This window comes from Nonomuraea sp. NPDC049419, assembly GCF_040676995.1.
GTDB classification, from domain to species: Bacteria; Actinomycetota; Actinomycetes; order Streptosporangiales; family Streptosporangiaceae; genus Nonomuraea; species Nonomuraea salmonea.
In genome coordinates this window covers 119858-140413 of record NZ_JBFAQB010000010.1, presented here as the reverse complement: position 1 = coordinate 140413, position 20556 = coordinate 119858, and the positions used below count along the sequence as shown (strand labels likewise).

Genomic DNA, 20556 nt, shown 5'->3' with positions numbered 1-20556 from the left:
CCGAATGGGGTGTTTCACGGCATGCCTGAATTCCGGGAACTGATGGCGGGTCAGCTCGGCATCTGGTATGCCCAGCAGCTCGCCCCCGAGAATCCGGTCTACAACATCGCCGAATACCTGGACCTGCGCGGCGAGCTGGACGCGGGCCTGCTCCTCGAGGCCGTGCGCCGCATGCTCGACGAGATCGACGGCTTCCGCGTGCGCTTCCGCGAGATCGACGGCGTGCCGATGCAGTACGTCGACGACAGCCGCGACTACGCCGTCCAGCTCGTGGACGTCAGCGCCGAGCCCGATCCGGAAGCCGCCGCCCTGCGCTGGATGCAGGCGGACGTGCGGCGCAACGGCGACCTGCGCGCGGGCTGGTTGTTCAGCTTCGCGGTGCTCGTCCTCGCGCCCGACCGCCACTACCTGTACGAGCGCAGCCACCACATCGTCATGGACGGCCACGGCGGCGCGATGATCGCCGCCCGCACCGCCGAGATCTACACCGCCCTCCTGGAGGGCCGCCCGTCGACGGGTGACGGCCCGGAGTCCGTCCACGCGCTCATCGACGCGGAACGCGCCTACCGCGACTCCGCCGACTACGCGCGCGACCGCGACTACTGGCTGAACGCGCTGGCCGACCTCCCCGAGACCACCAGGCCCGGCGGCTCCCCGCACTCCGGCCACGGCGCCAGGAACCTGCCGAACCCGCCGGAAGGCTGCTTCGCCGGCATCGACCAGGAGCAGGCCGCGGCGCTCAAGGCCACCGCCCGCCGCATGGGCACCAGCCTCGCCGGCCTCATGATCTCCGCCGCCGCCCTCTACCAGCACTGCCTGACCGGCGACCGCGACGTCGTCATCGGCGTGGCCGTGCTCGGGGCGGGCCCGCGCGAGCGCGCCATCCCCGGTATGAAGGCCAACCTCGCCCCCATCCGCGTCCAGATGGGCCCGCGGACCACCATCCAGGACGTCGTACGGCAGACCACCCGCGCCGTCCGCGACGGCCTGCGCCACCAGCGCTACCGGTACGAGGAGATCCTGCGCGACCTCAAGCTCGTCAACCGCGAGGCCCTCTGCCCCGTCGAGGTGAACTTCGCCTCCTTCGACTACCCCGTCAGGTTCGGCGAGTGCACCGCCGAGCCGCACAACCTGTCCACCGGGCCCATCAACGGCACCCGGATCAGCGTCTACGCCGGCTCCGACGACATCGACATCAAGATCGACGCCAACCGGGACGCCGACGGCGTCGCACCCGCCGCGGACATCTCCCGCCGCTTCCGCACCATCGTGCGCTGGCTGGCAACCGCCGAACCCGCCGACACCATCAGTCGGGCCGGCCTCCTGGACGAGGAGGAACGGCGGCAGGTCGTGGAGGAGTGGAGCGGCGTCGAGGCCGCTTCGGTGGGTGGGTCGGTGGTGGAGTGGTTTGGGGTGTGGGCTGCTGGGGTGCCGGGTGCGGTGGCGGTGGTGTGTGGGGATGAGTCGTTGTCGTTTGGTGAGGTGGAGTCTCGGGCGAATCGGCTGGCGCGGTTTTTGGTGGCGCAGGGGGTGGGGCGGGAGTCGGTGGTGGGGTTGTGTCTGCCGCGTGGGGTGGATGCTGTTGTGGCGATGTTGGCGGTGTGGAAGGCCGGGGGTGGGTTTTTGCCGGTTGATCCGGTTCAGCCTGCTGAGCGGATCGGGTTCATGCTGGCTGATAGTCGTGCGGTGTTGGTGCTGGGGTTGAGTGAGGTGCTGGATGAGCTGCCGGCTGGTCGGGTGCGGATGGTCGCTCTTGATGACGCGCTGGTGCAGGTGCAGTTGTCGGTGTTGGAGGAGTCTCCGCTTGGCTTGAGCATGCCAGGCCAGGGCTTGGCTTATGTGATGTACACGTCCGGTTCGTCCGGTAAGCCGAAGGGTGTGGCGGTCACGCATGGGGGTCTGGCCACTTATGTGGGCTGGGCGGTGCGGGCGTATCAGACGGATGGCGGGGCTCCGGTGCATTCGTCGTTGGGGTTCGACTTGACGGTGACCAGTGTGTGGGTGCCGCTGGTGGCTGGGGCGCCGGTGCGGATGAGCGTCGAGGGCGGCGCGGAAGGCTTGGCGGCCCTGCTGAGCGAGAACTCCTTCGGCCTGGTCAAGGTGGTGCCCGGACATCTGGCGCTGCTGAGCGAGCTTGTGCCGGCGGAGGTTCTCGCCGGTGCCGCCAGGACCTGGGTCGTGGGTGGCGAGGCGCTGGGCGGCGCGGATGTCCGCCTGCTGCTGGAACGGGCGCCGAACGCGGTGCTGGTCAACGAATACGGGCCGACGGAGACGGTCGTGGGGTGTTGCACCTTCGAGGTGCGGGCAGGCGACGAGGTCGAGGATCGGGTGCCGGTGGGGCGTCCGTCGCCGGGGACGCGGCTGTTCGTGCTGGATGGCCGGTTGGAGCCGGTGCCGGCGGGCGTGGCGGGGGAGCTTTATGTCGCCGGTGATCAGGTGGCGCGCGGCTATGTGGGCCGTCCTGGGTTGACGGCGGAGCGGTTCGTGGCGTGTCCGTGCGGTGGGCGGATGTATCGGACCGGGGACGTGGCGCGGTGGCGGGCCGATGGGGTGCTGGAGTTCCTCGGGCGGGCCGATGAGCAGGTGAAGATCCTCGGCTACCGGATCGAGCCCGGCGAGGTGGAGAGCGTGCTGGCCGCGCACCCGCTGGTGCAGCAGGCGGCGGTGATCGCTCGTGGGGACGATGCGGGCGAGGTGCGGCTGGTCGCCTATGTGGTGGGGGCCGATGCCGAGCCGGACCAGGTGCGGGCTTGGGCCGGGCAGCGGCTGCCGGAGTACATGGTGCCCTCGGCCGTGGTGGTGCTGCCCGCGCTGCCGCTGACCGCCAACGGGAAGCTGGACCGGCGGGCGTTGCCCGCGCCCGAGCATGTCGCGGTTGCCGGTCGTGAGCCTGCCACCGAGCAGGAGGCGGTGTTGTGCGGGTTGTTCGCCGAGGTGCTGGGTGTGTCCGGCGTCGGCGTGGATGACGACTTCTTCGCGCTGGGCGGGCACTCGCTGCTGGCGGTGCGGCTGGTGAGCCGCGTGCGTGCCGTCCTGGGTGTGGAGGTGGAGATCCGGACGCTGTTCGAGGCGTCCACGGTGGCCGCCTTGGCGGAGCGGTTGGGGGAGGCGGATGAGGCCCGGCCTGCGCTGACGGCGGGGGAGCGGCCTGAGCGGGTGCCGTTGTCGTTCGCGCAGCGCCGGTTGTGGTTCATCCAGCAGTTGGAGGGGCCGAGTGCGACGTACAACATTCCGACGTCGCTGCGTCTGAGCGGTGAGGTGGATCGCGCGGCGCTGGGTGTGGCGTTGCGGGATGTGATCGGTCGTCATGAGGCGCTGCGCACGGTGTTCCCGACCGCGAACGGTGAGCCCTATCAGCACGTTCTGAGCATGGGCGAGCTGGAGTGGGAGCTGCAGGTCGTCGAGGTCGCGCCGGAGGAGGTTCAGGGTGAGGTGGCGCGGGTGTTCGCGCACACCTTCGACCTGGCGTCCGAGGTGCCGATCCGGGCCTGGCTGTTCGTCACCGGCCCGGACGAGCACGTGCTGGCGGTCGTGACGCATCACATCGCCGCCGACGGCATGTCGATGAGGCCGCTCGCGAACGACCTGTCCCTCGCCTACGCCGCCAGGTGCCGGGGCCGCGCGCCGCAGTGGCAGCCGCTACCGGTCCAGTACGCCGACTACGCCTTGTGGCAGCGGGAGCTGCTGGGGGCCGAGGACGACCCGGGCAGTGTGCTGTCGCGGCAGGTCGGGTTCTGGCGGGAGGCGCTTGAGGGCGTCCCGGAGGAGCTGGCGTTGCCGGTGGACCGGCCGCGTCCGGCGGTCCCGGGTTACCGGGGGCATGGGGTGCCGGTCGAGGTGCCGGCCGAGGTGCACGCGCGGCTGGTCGAGGTGGCCAGGGCCGAGGGCGCGACCACGTTCATGGTTTTGCAGGCCGCGCTCGCGGTGCTGCTGGCCAAGCTGGGCGCGGGCACCGACATCCCGATCGGCACGCCCACCGCGGGCCGCACCGACGAGGCGCTGAGCGACCTGATCGGGTTCTTCGTCAACACGCTCGTGCTGCGGACCGACCTGTCCGGCGACCCCACCTTCCGCGAGGTGCTGGGCCGCGTCAGGGAGACGGGGCTCGACGCCCACTCCCATCAGGACGTGCCGTTCGAACGGCTGGTGGAGGAGCTCGCGCCGGCCCGGTCGCTCGCCCGCCACCCGCTGTTCCAGGTCATGCTCACGCTGCAGAACGACACCGGCGTGCCACTGCACCTGGCCGGCGTGACGGCCAGGGAGATCTCCCCGGCCACGGCGCCCGCCAAGTTCGACCTCGACGTGGCGGCGGCCGAGGTGTTCGACGAGGCCGGCGAGCCGGCCGGGCTGCGGGGGTACGTGATCGCGGCGGCGGACCTGTTCGACCGCGACAGCGCCGAGCGGGTCGCGGAGCGCTGGGTGCGGCTGCTCGACACGCTCGTCAGGGACGTCTCCGCCCGCCTGTCCGAGGTGGACGTGCTGGCCGCCGACGAGTGGGACCAGGTGGTGTGGGCGTGGAACACGACCGACGCGCCCGTACCGGACACCTCCCTGATCGGGCTGGTGGAGGCTCAGGCGGCGCGCACCCCCGACGCGGTCGCGGTGGTGTACGAAGGCGCCGAGGTCACCTACGCGGAGCTGGACGAACGAGCCGGACGGCTCGCCGGGGCGCTGGCGGCCGACGGCGTGACGGCCGAGTCGGTGGTGGGCGTCGCCATGGAACGCGGCGTCGATCTCGTGGTCGCGCTGCTGGGCGTGCTCAAGGCGGGCGCGGCCTACCTGCCGGTCGAGGTCGAGCTCCCGCCTGAGCGGGTGGCCTCGATGCTGGCCGACGCGAGGGCTCGGGTGATGGTCTGCTCGGCCGGCACCGCCGCGCTGGTGCCGGACGGCGTGACCGCGCTGCGGGCGGACGACCTGCCGCCGGGCGAGCCGGTGCGCGGCGACGTGCGGCCCGGCCAGGCCGCGTACGTGATCTTCACCTCCGGATCGACGGGACGGCCGAAGGGCGTCGTGGTGCCGCACGCCGGCGTGGTGAACCGGCTGGCCTGGATGCAGCGGCGGCTGCCGCTGGAGCCCGGCGACCGGGTGCTGCAGAAGACGCCATACGGCTTCGACGTGTCGGTCTGGGAGTTCTTCTGGCCGCTGGTGACCGGCGCCACGCTGGTCGTGGCCAGGCCGGGCGGGCACCGCGACCCGGCGTACCTGGCGGAGCTGATCAGGGACGCCCGGGTGAGTGTCGCGCACTTCGTGCCGTCGATGCTGGAGGTGTTCCTGCGGCAGCCCTCGGCGGCGGCCTGCGACGGGCTGCGCTGGGTGGTGTGCTCGGGCGAGGCGCTGCCGCAGCCGTTGCAGGAGCGCTTCTTCGACGTGCTGGGCGAGGCGGAGCTGCACAACCTGTACGGCCCCACCGAGGCGTCGGTGGACGTCACCGCATGGCGATGCCGCAGGGACGCCCCGGTCGCGATCGGCGCCCCGGTCGCCAACACCCGCGCCTACGTGCTGGACGCCTCCCTGCGGCCGGTCCCGGTCGGGGTGGCGGGCGAGCTGTACCTGGCCGGGGTGCAGCTGGCCCGCGGCTACGCGGGACAGCCGGGCCTGACCGCCGAACGGTTCATGGCCTGCCCTTACGGCGAGCCGGGCGAGCGCATGTACCGCACCGGCGACCGGGCCCGCTGGCGGCCCGACGGGCAGCTGGAGTTCCTGGGCCGGGCCGACGACCAGGTGAAGATCCGCGGGATGCGCGTCGAGCCTGGCGAGGTGCAGGCCGTGATCGCGGCGCACCCGCAGGTGGCGCAGGCCGCGGTGGTCGCCCGCCAGGAGCAGGGCGGGGCGCGGCTGGTCGCGTACGTGGTCGGCGCCGAGGCCGAGCCGGACGAGGTGCGGAGCTGGGCCGGGCGGCGGCTGCCCGACTACATGGTGCCGTCGGCGGTGGTCGTCCTGGACGCGCTGCCGGTCACGGTCAACGGCAAGCTGGACCGCAGGGCGCTGCCGGCCCCCCAGTACGCCGCCGGCGCGGGCCGCGGCCCGTCCGGCCCGCGCGAGGAGCTGCTGTGCGCCGGCTTCGCGCACGTGCTCGGCCTCGACCGGGTGGGCGTCGACGAGGACTTCTTCGCGCTCGGCGGCCACTCGCTGCTGGTCGTCTCGCTGGTGGAGTGGCTGCGCGAGCACGGCCTGCGCGTCCCCGTACGCGCGCTGTTCCAGACGCCGACCGTGGCAGGGCTGGCCACGGCGGCGGGCGCCGAGCAGGCGGAGGCGCCGCCCGCCGCCGTCCCCGAGGGCGCCACCAGGATCACCCCCGAGATGCTGCCCCTGGTCGAGCTGTCGCAGGCGGAGATCGACCGGATCGTGGCCGGGGTGCCGGGCGGCGCCGCCAACGTCGCCGACATCTACCCGCTCGCGCCCCTGCAGGAGGGCATCCTCTTCCACCACCTGCTCGCCGGGACCGGCGCGGACGCGTACGTGCTGGTGACGGTGCTGGAGTTCGACGACAGGGCCAGGCTGGACGCCTTCACCGAGGCGCTCCAGCACGTCATCGACCGGCACGACATCCTGCGCACCTCGGTGGCGTGGGAGGGCCTGGACGAGCCGGTCCAGGTGGTCCGGCGGCACGCCGGCCTCCGCGTCCACGCCGTCGAACTCGGCGCGGGCGACCCCGTCGAGCGGCTCATCGAGGCCGCCGGTCTGTCCATGGACCTCGGACGGGCCCCGCTCATCGACGTGCACGCCGCCCAGGACGGGCAGCGGTGGCTCGGCCTCATCCGCGTGCACCACCTCGCCCAGGACCACGCCGGGCAGGAACTCGTGCTCGACGAGGTGCGCGCCTTCCTCGCCGGACACGGGGACGAGCTGGCCGCGCCGCCGCCGTTCCGCGGTTTCGTCGCGCAGGCGCGCGGCGCCGACGGCGAGGCGGAGCACGAGCGGTTCTTCGCCGAGCTGCTGGGCGACGTGGACGAGCCGACCGCGCCGTACGGGGTGCTCGACGTGCGCGGCCACCACACCGCCACGGAACGGGCCAGGCTCGGCCTCGCCCCCGACGTCACCGCCCGGCTGCGCCGGGTGGCGCGGGCGCTCGGCACGAGCCCGGCGACCGTCCTGCATCTGGCCTGGGCGCGCGTGCTCGCGGCCGTGGCCGGGCGGGACGACGTGGTGTTCGGGACGGTGCTGTTCGGCCGCATGAACGCGGGCGCCGGCGCCGACCGGGTGCCAGGACCGTTCATCAACACCCTCCCGGTACGCGCCCAAGTGGACGGCACCGGCGTCGTGGCGGCCGTGACCGCGATGCGCGACCGGCTGGCCGGGCTGCTGGAGCACGAGCACGCCCCCCTGGCCCTCGCGCAGCGGGCCGGCGGCGTGGCGGGCGACACGCCGCTGTTCACCTCGCTGCTCAACTACCGGCACAACGCCGCCGGTGACCGCACCGGCGTGGCCGAGGGCATCCGCGTGGTCGCGCTGCGGGAGTGGGACAACTACCCCCTGTCGGTGTCGGTGGACGACGACGGCGACGCGCTGGACCTGCTCGTCGAGGGCGTGCCGCCGATCGACCCGCACGCGGTGGCGCGCATGCTGCGCACGACGGTCGGGAACCTGGCCGGCGCGCTGGCCGAGGCGGTGGACGGCGGCGCGGAGCCGCCGCTGTCGGCCGTCAGGGTGCTGAGCGAGGACGAGCGCGACCGGCTGCTCACCGAAGGGAACGACACGGCGGCGGCGGTCCCCGACGGGCCGGTGGCGCGGTGGTTCGAGGCGCAGGCGGCGCGGACCCCCGACGCGGTGGCGGTGGTGGCGGGCGGCGTCGAGGTCACCTACGCCGAGCTGGACGCGCGGGCGGACCGGCTGGCCCGGCTGCTGCTCGCCCGGCAGGTGGGGCCCGAGTCGGTGGTCGGCCTGGTGCTGGAGCGCGGGGTCGAGCTGGTCACGTCGCTGCTGGCGGTACTGAAGGCGGGCGGCGCCTACCTGCCGATCGATCCGCGGCACCCGGCGGAGCGCATCGCGTACATGCTGGACGACGCCGCCGCGACGGTCGTGATCACCACCTCCGGCGTGGCCGGCGTGCCGGGACGGACCCTGGTCCTGGACGATCCCGCCGTCGTGACCGAGCTGGCCGCGCTGCCCGGCGGCCCGCCGCCCGCGGCGCCGACCCTGCCCGCGCACCCGGCCTACGTCATCCACACCTCCGGCTCCACAGGACGGCCGAAAGGCGTGATCGTCACCCACGGCGGCTTCGCCAACACGGTCGCCGCGACGGCGGAACGGTTCGGGGCGCGGCGGGGGTCGCGGGTGGCGCAGTTCGCGTCGGTGAGCTTCGACCAGTTCTGCCTGGAATGGTCGGTGCCGCTGGTGTCGGGCGCGACCCTGGTCGTGGTGCCGCAGGACCGCAGGGCCGGCGCCGACCTGTCGGCGTTCCTCGCCGAGGAGCGGGTGACGCACGTGTGGCTGCCGCCGGTGGTGCTGGCCGGCCTGGACGAGGGGTCGATCGCGCCCGGCGTGGTCGTGGACGTCGGCGGCGAGGCCTGCTCGCCCGAACTGGTACGGACCTGGTCGGCGGACCGGGTGATGTTCAACTCCTACGGCCCGACGGAGACCGCGGTGGACGCGGCGGTCTGGCGGTGCCGCCCCGTGACCGGCGAGGTGCCCATCGGGTCGCCCATCGCCAACACCCGCGTGTTCGTGCTGGACCGCGGTCTCGAGCCGGTGCCGGTCGGCGTGGCGGGCGAGCTGTACGTGGCGGGCACCGGCGTCGCCAGGGGCTACGCCGGCCTCGCCGGGCTGACCGCAGAACGCTTCGTCGCCTGCCCGCACGGCGACGCGGGGGAGCGCATGTACCGCACCGGCGACCTGGTGCGCTGGAACGGCGAAGGGGAGCTGGAGTTCCTCGGCCGCGCCGACGACCAGATCAAGATCCGCGGCTTCCGCATCGAGCCGGGCGAGGTGCGCAGCGTGCTCGCCGCCCATCCAGGGGTGGCGCAGGCGGCGGTGATCGCCCGCGAGGACGTGGCCGGTGACCGGCGGCTGGTGGCGTACGTGGTCCCCGCCGCCGAAGAGGCCGCCGAAGAGGACGGGGCTGGAGACGTCGGGGCTGAGCTGGGCGAGCGGCTGCGGCGGCACGCCGCGGAACGGCTGCCGCACTACATGGTGCCCGCGGCCGTCGTCACGCTCGACGCCCTGCCGCTGACGATCAACGGAAAGCTCGACCGCAAGGCGCTGCCCGCCCCCGCCTACGCCGCCGGCGCCGGCCGCCGTCCCGCGTCGCTGCGCGAGGAGCTGCTGTGCGGGGTGTTCGCCGAAGTGCTGGGCCTGGCCGAGGTCGGCGTGCACGACGACTTCTTCGCGCTGGGCGGCCACTCGCTGCTCGCGGTGCGCCTCGTCAGCCGCGTACGCCGCCTGCTGGACGTGGACCTCGGCATCAGGACGCTCTTCGAGAACCCGACCGTGGCCGCCCTGGCCACCAGGCTCGACGAGGCGGACACCGCCCGGCCGCCGCTCACCGCGCAGGAGCGCCCTGAACGGCTGCCGCTGTCGTTCGCGCAGCGCCGCCTGTGGTTCATCCAGCAGCTGGAGGGCCTGAGCGACACCTACAACATCCCCGTCGCGCTCAAGCTGACCGGCGACGTCGACCACCCCGCGCTGGAAGCGGCGCTCCTCGACGTCATCGCGCGGCACGAGGTGCTGCGCACGGTGTTCGCGGTCGAGGACGGCGAGCCGTGCCAGCGGGTGCTGAGCCCGGCCGAGCTGGACTGGGACCTGCCGCTCGTCCAGGTGCGAGACCTGGACCAGGCGGTTCGGAAGGCGTACCGGCACACGTTCGACCTGGCCGTGGAGCCGCCGATCAAGGCGTGGCTGCTCGCGACGGACCAGGGCGAGCGGGTGCTGGTCATGGTGCTGCACCACATCGCCGGCGACGCCTGGTCCGAGACGCCGCTCGCCCGCGACCTCTCGGCCGCCTACGCCGCCCGCCGCCAGGGCCGGGCGCCGGACTGGGAGCCGCTGCCCGTCCAGTACGCCGACTACGCCCAGTGGCAACGGCGGCTGCTCGGCGACGAGCACGACCCCGGCAGCCTGCTCGCCCGGCAGATCGCCTACTGGCGGGAGGCGCTCGCCGGCCTGCCCGAGGAGCTGCCGCTGCCGTTCGACCGGCCGCGTCCCGCCGTCGCCGGTCACCGGGGGCACGTCACCGCGTACCGGGTGCCCGCCGAGGTGCACGCGCGGCTGGCGGAGCTCGCGCGGGACGCGGGCGTGACCACGTTCATGGTGCTGCAGGCCGCGCTCGCCGTGCTGCTGAACCGGCTGGGCGCCGGGCGCGACATCCCCATCGGCGTCGCGGTCGCCGGCCGCATGGACGAGGCGCTGGACGACCTCGTCGGCTTCTTCGTCAACACGCTCGTGCTGCGTACGGACCTGTCGGGCGACCCCGCGTTCCGCGAGGTGCTCGACCGGGTGCGCGAGACGAGCCTGGGCGCGTACGCCCATCAGGACGTGCCGTTCGAGCGGCTGGTGGAGGAGCTGGCGCCGGCCCGCTCGTTGTCGCGCCACCCGCTCTTCCAGGTGATGCTCACCCTCCAGAACGCCGAGGACGCCCGGCTCGACTTGCCCGGCGTGCGGGCCGGGGCATTGCTCGCGGACACGGTGCTGGAGACGTCGGTCCCGCCGGTGGCCAAGTTCGACCTCCAGGTCTACGTACGAGAAGAGCGGGACGAGCGCGGCGCGCCCGCCGGCCTGCGGGGCGTGGTGATCGCGGCGGCCGACCTGTTCGACGCCGGCACGGCCGAGCGGCTCGCCGACCGGTGGACGCGCGCACTCACCCACCTGGCCGGCGATCCTGAGCTGCCCACGTCCGCCGTGGACGTCCTCGCCCCCGACGAGCGCCGCCAGGTGCTGACCGGGTGGAACGACACGGCCGTGCCGCGCGGGGACGCGACGCTGCCCGCGCTCGTCGAGGCGCAGGCCGCCCGCACGCCCGGCGCGGTCGCCGTGGTGTGCGAGGACGGCGAGGTCACCTACGCCGAGCTGGACGCGCGGGCGAACCGGCTCGCGCGGCTGCTCATCGACACCGGTGTCGGTCCCGACACGGTCGTCGGGGTCGCCATGGACCGCGGGACCGACCTGATCGTGGCGCTGCTGGGCGTGCTGAAGGCGGGCGGGGCGTACCTGCCGCTGGATCCCGGGCATCCCGCCGAGCGGCTCGCGTTCATGGCCGGGGACGCCGGCGTGCACGTCGTCCTCACCTCAGGCGGCCCTGCGCCCGCCGGCGCGCCCTGCCTGGCCCTGGACGACCCCGTCGTGCGGGCGCGGCTCGCCGAGCTGCCCGGCGAGCCGTTCGGGCCCGGCGAACGGCGCGAGCCGCTGCCCGCGCACGCGGCCTACGTCATGTACACCTCCGGCTCGACCGGCGTCCCCAAGGGCGTGGTGATCCCGCACGAGGCGGCGGTGAACCGGCTGGCCTGGATGCAGGAGCGGCTGCGGCTCACCGGCGACGATCGGGTGCTGCAGAAGACGCCGACCGGGTTCGACGTGTCGCTGTGGGAGGTGTTCTGGCCGCTGATGGTGGGCGCCGCCCTGGTCGTCGCCCGTCCCGGCGGGCACCGCGACCCCGCCTACCTCGCCGGGCTGATGCGGCGGGCCGGGGTGAGCGTCGCGCACTTCGTCCCGTCCCTGCTGGAGGTGTTCCTGCGGGAACCGGAGCTCACGCGCGGCACCCGGCTGCGCACGGTCATGTGCGGCGGCGAGACACTGCCCGCGGCCCTGCAGGACCGCTTCTTCCAGGCGCTCGACGGCGTCGAGCTGCACAACATGTACGGCCCGACCGAGGCGACCGTGGACGTCACCGCCTGGCGCTGCGCCCCCGGCCGTCCCGTGCGCATCGGCTCGCCCGTGGCCAACACGCAGGTGTACGTGCTGGACGAGTTCCTGCGGCCCGCGCCGGTGGGCGTCACCGGCGAGCTGTACCTGGCGGGCGTGCAGCTCGCCCGCGGCTACGCCGGCCGTCCCGGCCTGACCGCCGAACGGTTCGTGGCCTGCCCCTACGGCGGGCGCATGTACCGCACGGGCGACCTGGCCCGGTGGACCGCCGACGGGCAGATCATGTTCCTCGGCCGCACCGACGACCAGGTGAAGATCCGCGGCGTCCGCATCGAGCCCGGCGAGATCGAGACCGTCATCGCCGCCCACCCCGAGGTCGCCCACGCCACGGTGATGGCCCGCGAGGACACCCCGGGCGACAAGCGGCTGGTCGCCTACGTCGTCCCGGCCGGCGGTGCGGACGGCGGTGCGGACGGCGGTGCGGCCGGCGAGCTGCCGGAGCGGGTGCGGCGGGAGGCGGCGCGGCGGTTGCCCGAGTACATGGTGCCGTCGGCGGTGGTCGTGCTGGACGCGTTGCCGGTGACCGTCAACGGCAAGCTCGACCGCGACGCCCTGCCTGCCCCCGAGCGGTCCGGCGGCGCCGGGCGCGGCCCCGCCGACGCCCGCGAAGAGCTGCTGTGCGAGGGCTTCGCGCACGTGCTCGGGCTGGAGCGGGTGGGCGTGGAGGACGACTTCTTCGCGCTGGGCGGTCACTCGCTGCTGGTGGTGTCGCTGGTCGAGTGGCTGCGGGCGCGCGGCGTGACGGTGTCGGTGCGGGCGTTCTTCCAGGCGCCGACCGTGGCCGGGCTGGCGGCGGTGACGGGCGCCGAGCCGATGGCCGTACCCGCCGGCGCCGTCCCCGAAGGCGCGCGCGAGATCACGCCGGAGATGCTGCCGCTGGTGAGCCTGTCGCAGGCGGAGATCGACCGGATCGTGGCGGGGGTCGAGGGCGGGGCGGCGAACGTCGCGGACGTCTATCCCCTCGCGCCGCTGCAGGAGGGCCTGCTCTTCCACCACCTGCTGGTGGGCGACGGACAGGACGTCTACACCCGTCCGGTGGTGCTGGAGTTCGCGTCGCGGGAGCGGCTGGACGAGGTGGTCGGGGCGTTGCGGCGGGTCGTCGACCGGCATGACGTCTTCCGTACGTCGCTGGCCTGGGAGGGGGTGCGGGAGCCGGTCCAGGTGGTGTGGCGGCAGGCCGCGCTGCCCGTGGAGACCGTGGAGCTGGACGCCTCCGGCGGTGACCTGGTCGAGCAGCTGATCGCCGCCGCCGACCCGTCCATGGATCTCGGCCGGGCGCCCCTGCTGGACGTCCACACCGCCCGCGTGCCCGGCTCCGAGCGGTGGCTGGCCATGGTCCGCATGCACCACCTCGTGCAGGACCACCTGGGCCTGGAGATCCTGCTGGACGAGGTGGGGGCGTTCCTGGCGGGGCGTGGTGGTGAGCTGGGCGAGCCGGTGCCGTTCCGCACCTTCGTCGCGCAGGCCAGGCGCGGGGTGAGCGAGGAAGAGCACGAGCGGTACTTCGCCGGGTTGCTGGGCGACGTCGAGGAACCGACCGCGCCCTTCGGACTGCGCGACACCCAGACCGGCGGCCGGGCCGAGCGGGCCACGTCCGATCTCGACCCGGCGCTGGAGAGCCGCCTGCGCGAGGTGTCCCGGCGGCTCGGGGTGAGTCCGGCGACCGTGATGCACGTGGTGTGGGCCCGGGTGCTGGGCGCGGTGTCGGGGCGGGACGACGTGGTGTTCGGGACCGTCCTGTTCGGCCGCATGAACGCCGGCCCCGGCGCCGACCGCGCCCCCGGCCCCTTCATGAACCTGCTGCCGGTCCGCGTACGGCTCGGCCACGCCGACGTGGCGGCGGCCGTGGCCGGGATGCGCGGCCAACTGGCGGACCTGCTCGTGCACGAGCACGCGCCGCTGGCCGTCGCCCAGCGCGCGAGCGGCGTCCCCGCCGACCTGCCGCTGTTCACCTCGATCTTCAACTACCGGCACAACGCGGACGGCGGCGCCGAACTCCACACCCGGCTGCCCGGCGTCCGGGTCGTCTTCACCGAGGAGCCGACCAACTACCCCCTCTCGGTCATCGTCGAGGACAACGGCGACGGGATGTCGGTGGTGGTGGATGCGGTCGCCGGGGTGGACGCGGAGGTCGTGGCCGGGCTGGTGTGCACGGTCGTGGAGAACGTGCTGACGGCCTTGGAGTCGGCTCCGGACACCTCATTGGCAGAGGTGGGGGTGCTGGACGCGGCGGATCTTGAGCGTTTGGCTTCCTGGGGCACGGGTTCCGCGGGTTCGCTTGCGGGGACGGTGGCGGAGCTGTTCGAGGCGCAGGTGGATCGGGATCCGGCTGCGGTGGCGGTGGTGAGCGACGGCATGGAGGTGTCGTTCGCCGAGGTGGAGGTCCGCGCGAACCGGCTGGCCCGGGCGCTGCTGGGCCGCGGGGCAGGCGCGGAGTCGGTCGTGGCGGTGGCGCTGGAACGTGGCGTGGACCTGGTCGTGGCGCTGCTGGGGGTGCTGAAGGCGGGCGCGGCTTATCTGCCGGTGGATGTCACTTACCCGGAAGCGCGTATCGAGTCGGTGATCAGCCAGGCTGGGGTGCGGGTGGCGGTCGCGTCGCCGGGGACGATGGACTGCCTGCCCGACGGCGTCGACGTGGTGCTTTCTGATGACCCTGAGCTCGCGCAGCTGGCGGGCGGCCGGTTGTCAGTCGATGAGCGGGGTGTGCTGCGTGTCGATCAGGCGGCGTATGTGATGTTCACGTCCGGTTCGACGGGGGCGCCGAAGGGTGTGGTGGTCTCGCATGCCGGGATCGGCGCGCTGGTCGAGGGGCAGCAACGCTGGCTGGGTATCGGGCAGGGCTCGCGGGTGGCGCAGTTCGCATCACCCGGCTTCGACACCTTCGGCTGGGAGTGGCTGGGGCTGCTTTCGGGGGCGTCGCTGGCGATCGTCCCCGAGGAAGCCCGGCTGGGTGAGGCGCTTTTGCAGGCGCTGAACGCCTTCCGGGTGTCGCATGTGACGTTGCCGCCGGCGGTGCTGGCGGGGCTGGACCCGGCCGGGCTGGATGCGAGCGTGACGGTGACGGCGGCGGGTGAGGCGTTGACGGCGGCCGTGCTGGAGAGCTGGAGCACCGGCCGGCGGATGTTCAATTCCTATGGGCCGTCCGAGACGACGGTGGATGCCACCTTGTGGCAGTGCGGCCCGGACCGCGTGTCCATCGGGCGGCCGGTCATCGACACCCGGGTCTGGGTTCTGGACGAGCGGTTGGCGCCGGTTCCGGTCGGAGTCGCCGGCGAGGTCTATGTGGCGGGGCCGGGGGTGGCGCGCGGGTATGTGGGCCGGCCGGGGTTGACGGCCGAGCGGTTCGTGGCGTGTCCGTTCGGGGGCGGGCGGATGTATCGCACGGGCGATGTGGCGCGCTGGGATGACGGTGAGCTGGTCTACGTCGGGCGGGCGGACGAGCAGGTGAAGATCCGCGGCATGCGGATCGAGCCCGGCGAGGTGCGTGCGGTGCTGTCCCGGCATCGGTGGGTGTCGGACGCGGCGGTGGTGGTGCGCGAGGACGGCTCGGGGGACAAGCGGCTGGTCGGCTACCTGGTTCCGGCCGCTGACGTGGGGGCGGACGAGCTGACGGAGGCGGTGCGGCGGTTCGCGGGCGAGCGGTTGCCGGAGTTCATGGTGCCGTCGGCGCTGGTGGTGCTGGATGAGCTGCCGCTGACCGTGAACGGCAAGCTCGACCGAGGCGCGCTGCCGGCGCCGGAGGTGACGCGGGCGAGCAGGGGACCGGCGGATGCGCGGGAGGAGCTGCTGTGTGCGGCCTTCGCCGAGGTGCTCGGGCTGCCCGAGGTCGGGGTGGACGACGACTTCTTCGTCCTGGGCGGGCACTCGCTGCTGGCGGTGCGGCTGGTGAGCCGGATCAGGGCGGTCCTGGATGTGGAGGTGGAGATCCGGGTCCTGTTCGAGGCGCCGACGGTCAGGGGGCTGGCGGAGCGGTTGGCGGAGGCGGATGAGGCTCGGCCTGCGTTGACGGCGCGGGTGCGGCCTGAGCGGGTGCCGTTGTCGTTCGCGCAGCGCCGCCTGTGGTTCATCCAGCAGTTGGAGGGGCCGACCGCCACCTACAACCTGCCGATCACGCAGATGCTGACCGGTGACGTCGACCGGGACGCTCTGGGCGCGGCTTTGCGGGACGTCATCGGCCGGCACGAGGTGCTGCGGACAGTGTTCCCGACCGCCGACGGCGAGCCGTACCAGCAGGTGCTGAGCGGGGAGGCGCTCGACTGGGAGCTCTCGGTCGTCGAGGTGGATCCCGCCGAGCTGGCCGGGGCGGTGGCCGAGGCGAAGGAGTACGCCTTCGATCTGGCGTCCGAGGTGCCGATCCGGGCGTGGTTGTTCGTGGCCGGTTCGGAGCAGGCGCTGGTGGTGGTGACGCATCACATCGCGGCGGACGGGTGGTCGATGGGGCCGCTGGCGCGGGACGTGTCGCTGGCATACGAGGCTCGTTCCCGTGGCAGGGCGCCGGTGTGGGAGCCGTTGCCCGTGCAGTACGCCGATTACGCCTTGTGGCAGCGGGAGTTGCTGGGGGAGCGGGACGATCCGGGCAGTGTGCTGGCGAAGCAGGTCGGCTTCTGGCGGGAGGCGCTGGACGGGATCCCGGAGGAGCTGGCGTTGCCGGTGGATCGGTCGCGTCCGGCTGTCGCGTCGCATCGAGGCGTGGAGGTTCCGCTGCGGGTGCCGGCGGAGGTGCACGCGCGGCTGGGTGAGGTGGCGCGGGCTGAGGGCGTGACGATGTTCATGCTGTTGCAGGCGGTGCTGGCGGTGATGCTGGCGAAGCTGGGGGCGGGGCGGGACGTGCCGATCGGGTCGGCGCATGCGGGCCGGTTGGATGAGGCGCTGGATGATCTGGCGGGCTTCTTCGTCAACACGCTGGTGATCCGGGCGGATGTGTCAGGTGACCCGTCGCTTCGGGAAGTGCTGGGGCGGGTGCGGGAGGCGGCGTTGGGGGCGCTGGCGCATCAGGACGTGCCGTTCGAGCGGTTGGTGGAGGAGCTGGCCCCGTCCCGGTCGCTGGCCCGGCATCCGCTGTTCCAGGTGATGCTCACCGTCCAGAACAACACCGACGCCACCCTGGACCTGCCCGGCATGGTCCACTCGGACCTCGCCAAGGGCGTGCTGGCGGCCCGCTTCGACCTCGACTTCAACGTCGGCGAGGTCTTCGACGAACACGGCGCCCCGGCCGGGCTGCAGGGGTCGCTGGTCGCGGCGGCCGACTTGTTCGAGGAGGAGAGCGTCGAGCGGCTGGCGCGCCGGTGGGCGCGGCTGCTGGAGAGCCTCGACACCCTCATGGACGCCCCGCTCTCCGCCGTGGACGTGCTGGACGACGCCGAGCGGCGCCAGGTGCTGGACACCTGGCAGGGCGGGCAGGCTGCGCTGCCGCCCACGTCGGTGGTGCGGGAGATCGAGGCGCAGGCCGACCGCACCCCCGACGGGGTGGCCGTGGTGTCGGGCGGCGCCCACCTGACGTACGCGCAGCTCGACGCCCGCGCGAACCGGCTGGCCCGGCGCCTGATCGCGCACGGCGTGGGGCCTGAGTCGCCGGTCGGCGTGCTGTTCAAGCGCGGCGTGGACGCCGTCGTCGCGCTGCTCGCGGTCTGGAAGGCGGGCGGCGTGTACGTGCCGATCGACGTCGAGTACCCGATCGAGCGGGCCGAGTACATGCTGCGCGACGCCGGCGTACGGGTCGTGGTGACGGACCGCGACATCTGCGCGCGGGTCGGGCTGGCCGCACGGACGTCCGGCGTCGAATGGGTGGTCATGAACGACCCCGCCGAGGCGGCCCGGCTGGCGAGCCTGCCGGACGAACGGCCGGACGTGGCGATCGACGGTTCGAGCCTGGCGTACGTCATCTACACCTCGGGCTCGACCGGCGCCCCGAAGGGCGTGGGCGTGGCGCACGCAGGGCTGGTGAACCTCATCGAGGTGTTCGCCCCGATCATGGGCGTCGGGCCGGGGGCCGGCGTGCTGCAGTTCGCCTCGTTCGGCTTCGACGCCTCCGTGCTGGACGTCGCCGTGACCCTGAGCCGGGGCGGACGCCTCGTCGTCGCGCTGCCCGCCGAGCGGACCGACGCCGGGCTGCTGCGCGAGCTGGTGACCACGGAACGGGTGTGCGCGGCCAGCGTGGTGCCGTCGCTGCTTGAAGTGATCGACCCGGCCGACTGGCCGGGCGTCCAGGCGCTGCTCGTGGGCGCGGAGCCGATCGCGAGCGGGACGGCGCGCAGCTGGTCGTGGGGCCGCCGCCTGGTCAACACCTACGGCCCCACGGAGGCGACGGTGATGGTGGCCGAGGGCCTCGTCGAGCACAACGGGACCCGCTCGGCGGTGCCGTTCGGCCGGCCGATCGCCAACACCCGGCTGTACGTGCTGGACGACCGCCTGACGCCGGTGCCGCCGGGCGTCGCCGGCGAGGTCTACATCGCGGGCGTCCAGGTGGCGCGCGGCTATGTCGGCCGGCCCGGCCTCACGGCGGAGCGTTTCGTGGCCTGCCCGTACGGCGGCCGCATGTACCGGACGGGAGACGTGGCCCGCTGGACCGCCGACGGCGAGCTGATCTTCGTGGGCCGGGTGGACGAGCAGGTGAAGATCCGCGGCATGCGGGTCGAGCCCGGAGAAGTGCGCGCGGTGCTGGCCACGCACCCGGACGTGTCCCAGGCGGCGGTGATCGTGCACGACGACGGGGGAGAGAAACGCCTGGTCGCCTACGTCGTGGGCGGCGACGCGGAGGACGTCCGGCGCTACGCCGCCGACCGCCTGCCCGCCCACCTGGTGCCCTCGGCCGTGGTGGTGCTCGACGAGCTGCCCCTGACCGTCAACGGCAAGCTCGACCGCGCCGCCCTGCCCGCCTCCGCCGAACACCAGGCGGGCCAGGGGAGAGCCCCGGCCACGCCGCAGGAAGAGGCGCTGTGCGAGGTGTTCGCGCAGGTGCTCGGCCTGGAACGGGTCGGCGCCGACGACGACTTCTTCACCCTGGGCGGCCACTCCCTGCTGGCCATCCAGCTGGTCAACACGATCCGGCACGCCATCGGCGTCGAGGTCAGGATCGCCGACGTCTTCGACACGCCGACGGTGGCCGGTCTGGCCCACCGCATCGAACAGGGACGACCATCGCGTCCGGCGCTCCGGCCGATGCGTCGCGGACAGGAGGACTCCTGATGATCCCCTTGTCGTTCGCGCAGCGCCGGCTGTGGTTCATCCACCGGCTCGAGGGCCCGAACGCCGCCTACAACCTGCCCTTCGTCCTGCGGCTGACCGGCGACCTCGACCGCGACGCGCTCGCCGTGGCGCTGCGTGACGTCATCGGCCGGCACGAGGTGCTGCGGACGGTGTTCCCGGTCGAGGGGGGTGAGCCGTACCAGCGGATCCTGAGCATGGACGAGCTGGCGTGGGAGCTGTCGGTCGTCGAGGTGGACCCCGGCGGTCTCGACGGTGCGGTGGCGGAGGCGAAGGCGTGCGCCTTCGACCTCGCCCGTGAGGTGCCGATCCGGGCGTGGTTGTTCGTGGCGGGGCCGGGCGAACAGGTCCTGGTGGTGGTGACGCACCACATCGCGGCGGACGGCTGGTCGATGGGGCCGCTCGCCCGGGACCTGTCGGCCGCCTATGAGGCACGCCGCGCCGGTCGGGCCCCGGCCTGGGAGCCACTGCCGGTGCAGTACGCCGACTACACGTTGTGGCAGCGGGAGCTGCTCGGCGCGGAGGACGATCCGGGCAGCGTCCTGTCCCGGCAGATCGGGTTCTGGCGGCAGACGCTCGACGGCATCCCCGAGGAGCTGGACCTGCCCTACGACCGGCCGCGCCCGGCCGTGTCGAGCAACCGCGGGATCAGGGTGCCCGTCACGATCCCGGCCGACGTGCACCGGCGGCTGGCCGAGATCGCCCGGACCGAGCGGGCCACCCTCTTCATGACGTTGCAGGCTTCCCTCGCGGTGCTGCTGGCCAAGCTGGGCGCGGGCCGCGACATCCCGATCGGCTCCGCGCACGCCGGCCGGACCGACCAGGCCCTGAACGACCTGGTCGGGTTCTTCGTCAACACGCTGGTGCTGCGCGCCGACCTGTCGGGGGATCCGACGTTCCGTGAGGTGCTGGGCCGGGTGCGGGCGGCGAGCGTGGCCGGTCTCGCCCACCAGGACGTGCCGTTCGAGCGCCTGGTGGAGGAGCTGGCGCCGTCGCGGTCGCTCTCCCGCCACCCCCTGTTCCAGGTGATGCTCAACCTGCAGAACAACGCCGCGGCGAGCCTGGAGCTGGCCGGCGTGCGGGCGGGCGAGGAGGACGACGCGGCGCAGGCGTCGTCCGCGAAGTTCGACCTCACCCTGAACATGGACGAGACGTCCGACGAGCGGGGCGCGCCGGCGGGGCTGCGCGGCTGGCTGACCGTGGCGGCCGACCTCTTCGACGCCGGCACCGCCGAACGCCTCGCCCGCTGGTGGACCCGCGTGCTCACCGTGGTGGCCGGCGACCCCGCCGTACGCCTGTCCGGCGTGCGGGTGCTGGGAGCACGTGAACGCGATCGGCTGGTCAAGGACGGGAGCCCGCAGGGGACGCCGGTCGCCGCGCCGTCCGTGGCCGCCCTGTTCGAAGCCCAGGTGGCCAGAACACCCGAAGCCGTGGCCGTGACGCACGCCGGGACCGAGGTGTCGTACGCCGCACTCGACGCCCGCGCCAACCGGCTGGCGC

2 protein-coding genes (1 of these 2 running past the window's edge) are annotated in these 20556 nt (G+C 73.6%); both read left to right on the top strand.

What is annotated here, in order from left to right:
• The first annotated feature begins 21 nt into the window (after positions 1 to 21).
• Positions 22 to 19038 (top strand): non-ribosomal peptide synthase/polyketide synthase, encoded by a 19017-nt coding sequence (locus tag AB0K12_RS27640; protein WP_364567114.1) that lies wholly within the window; start codon positions 22 to 24, stop codon positions 19036 to 19038.
• On the top strand, positions 19038 to 20556 hold the start of the coding sequence (locus AB0K12_RS27635; protein WP_364567111.1) for a non-ribosomal peptide synthase/polyketide synthase. Its footprint extends 20519 nt past the window's final position; 1519 of the gene's 22038 nt are visible here — the first part of the coding sequence; its start codon is at positions 19038 to 19040; its stop codon lies beyond the right edge, outside the window. The genes AB0K12_RS27640 and AB0K12_RS27635 overlap by 1 nt, the downstream gene beginning before the upstream one ends.

Coding starts and splice junctions, on each gene's coding strand:
- AB0K12_RS27640 (WP_364567114.1), top strand. CDS start 22: ATGCCTGAATTCCGGGAACTGATGGCGGGTCAGCTCGGCATCTGGTAT.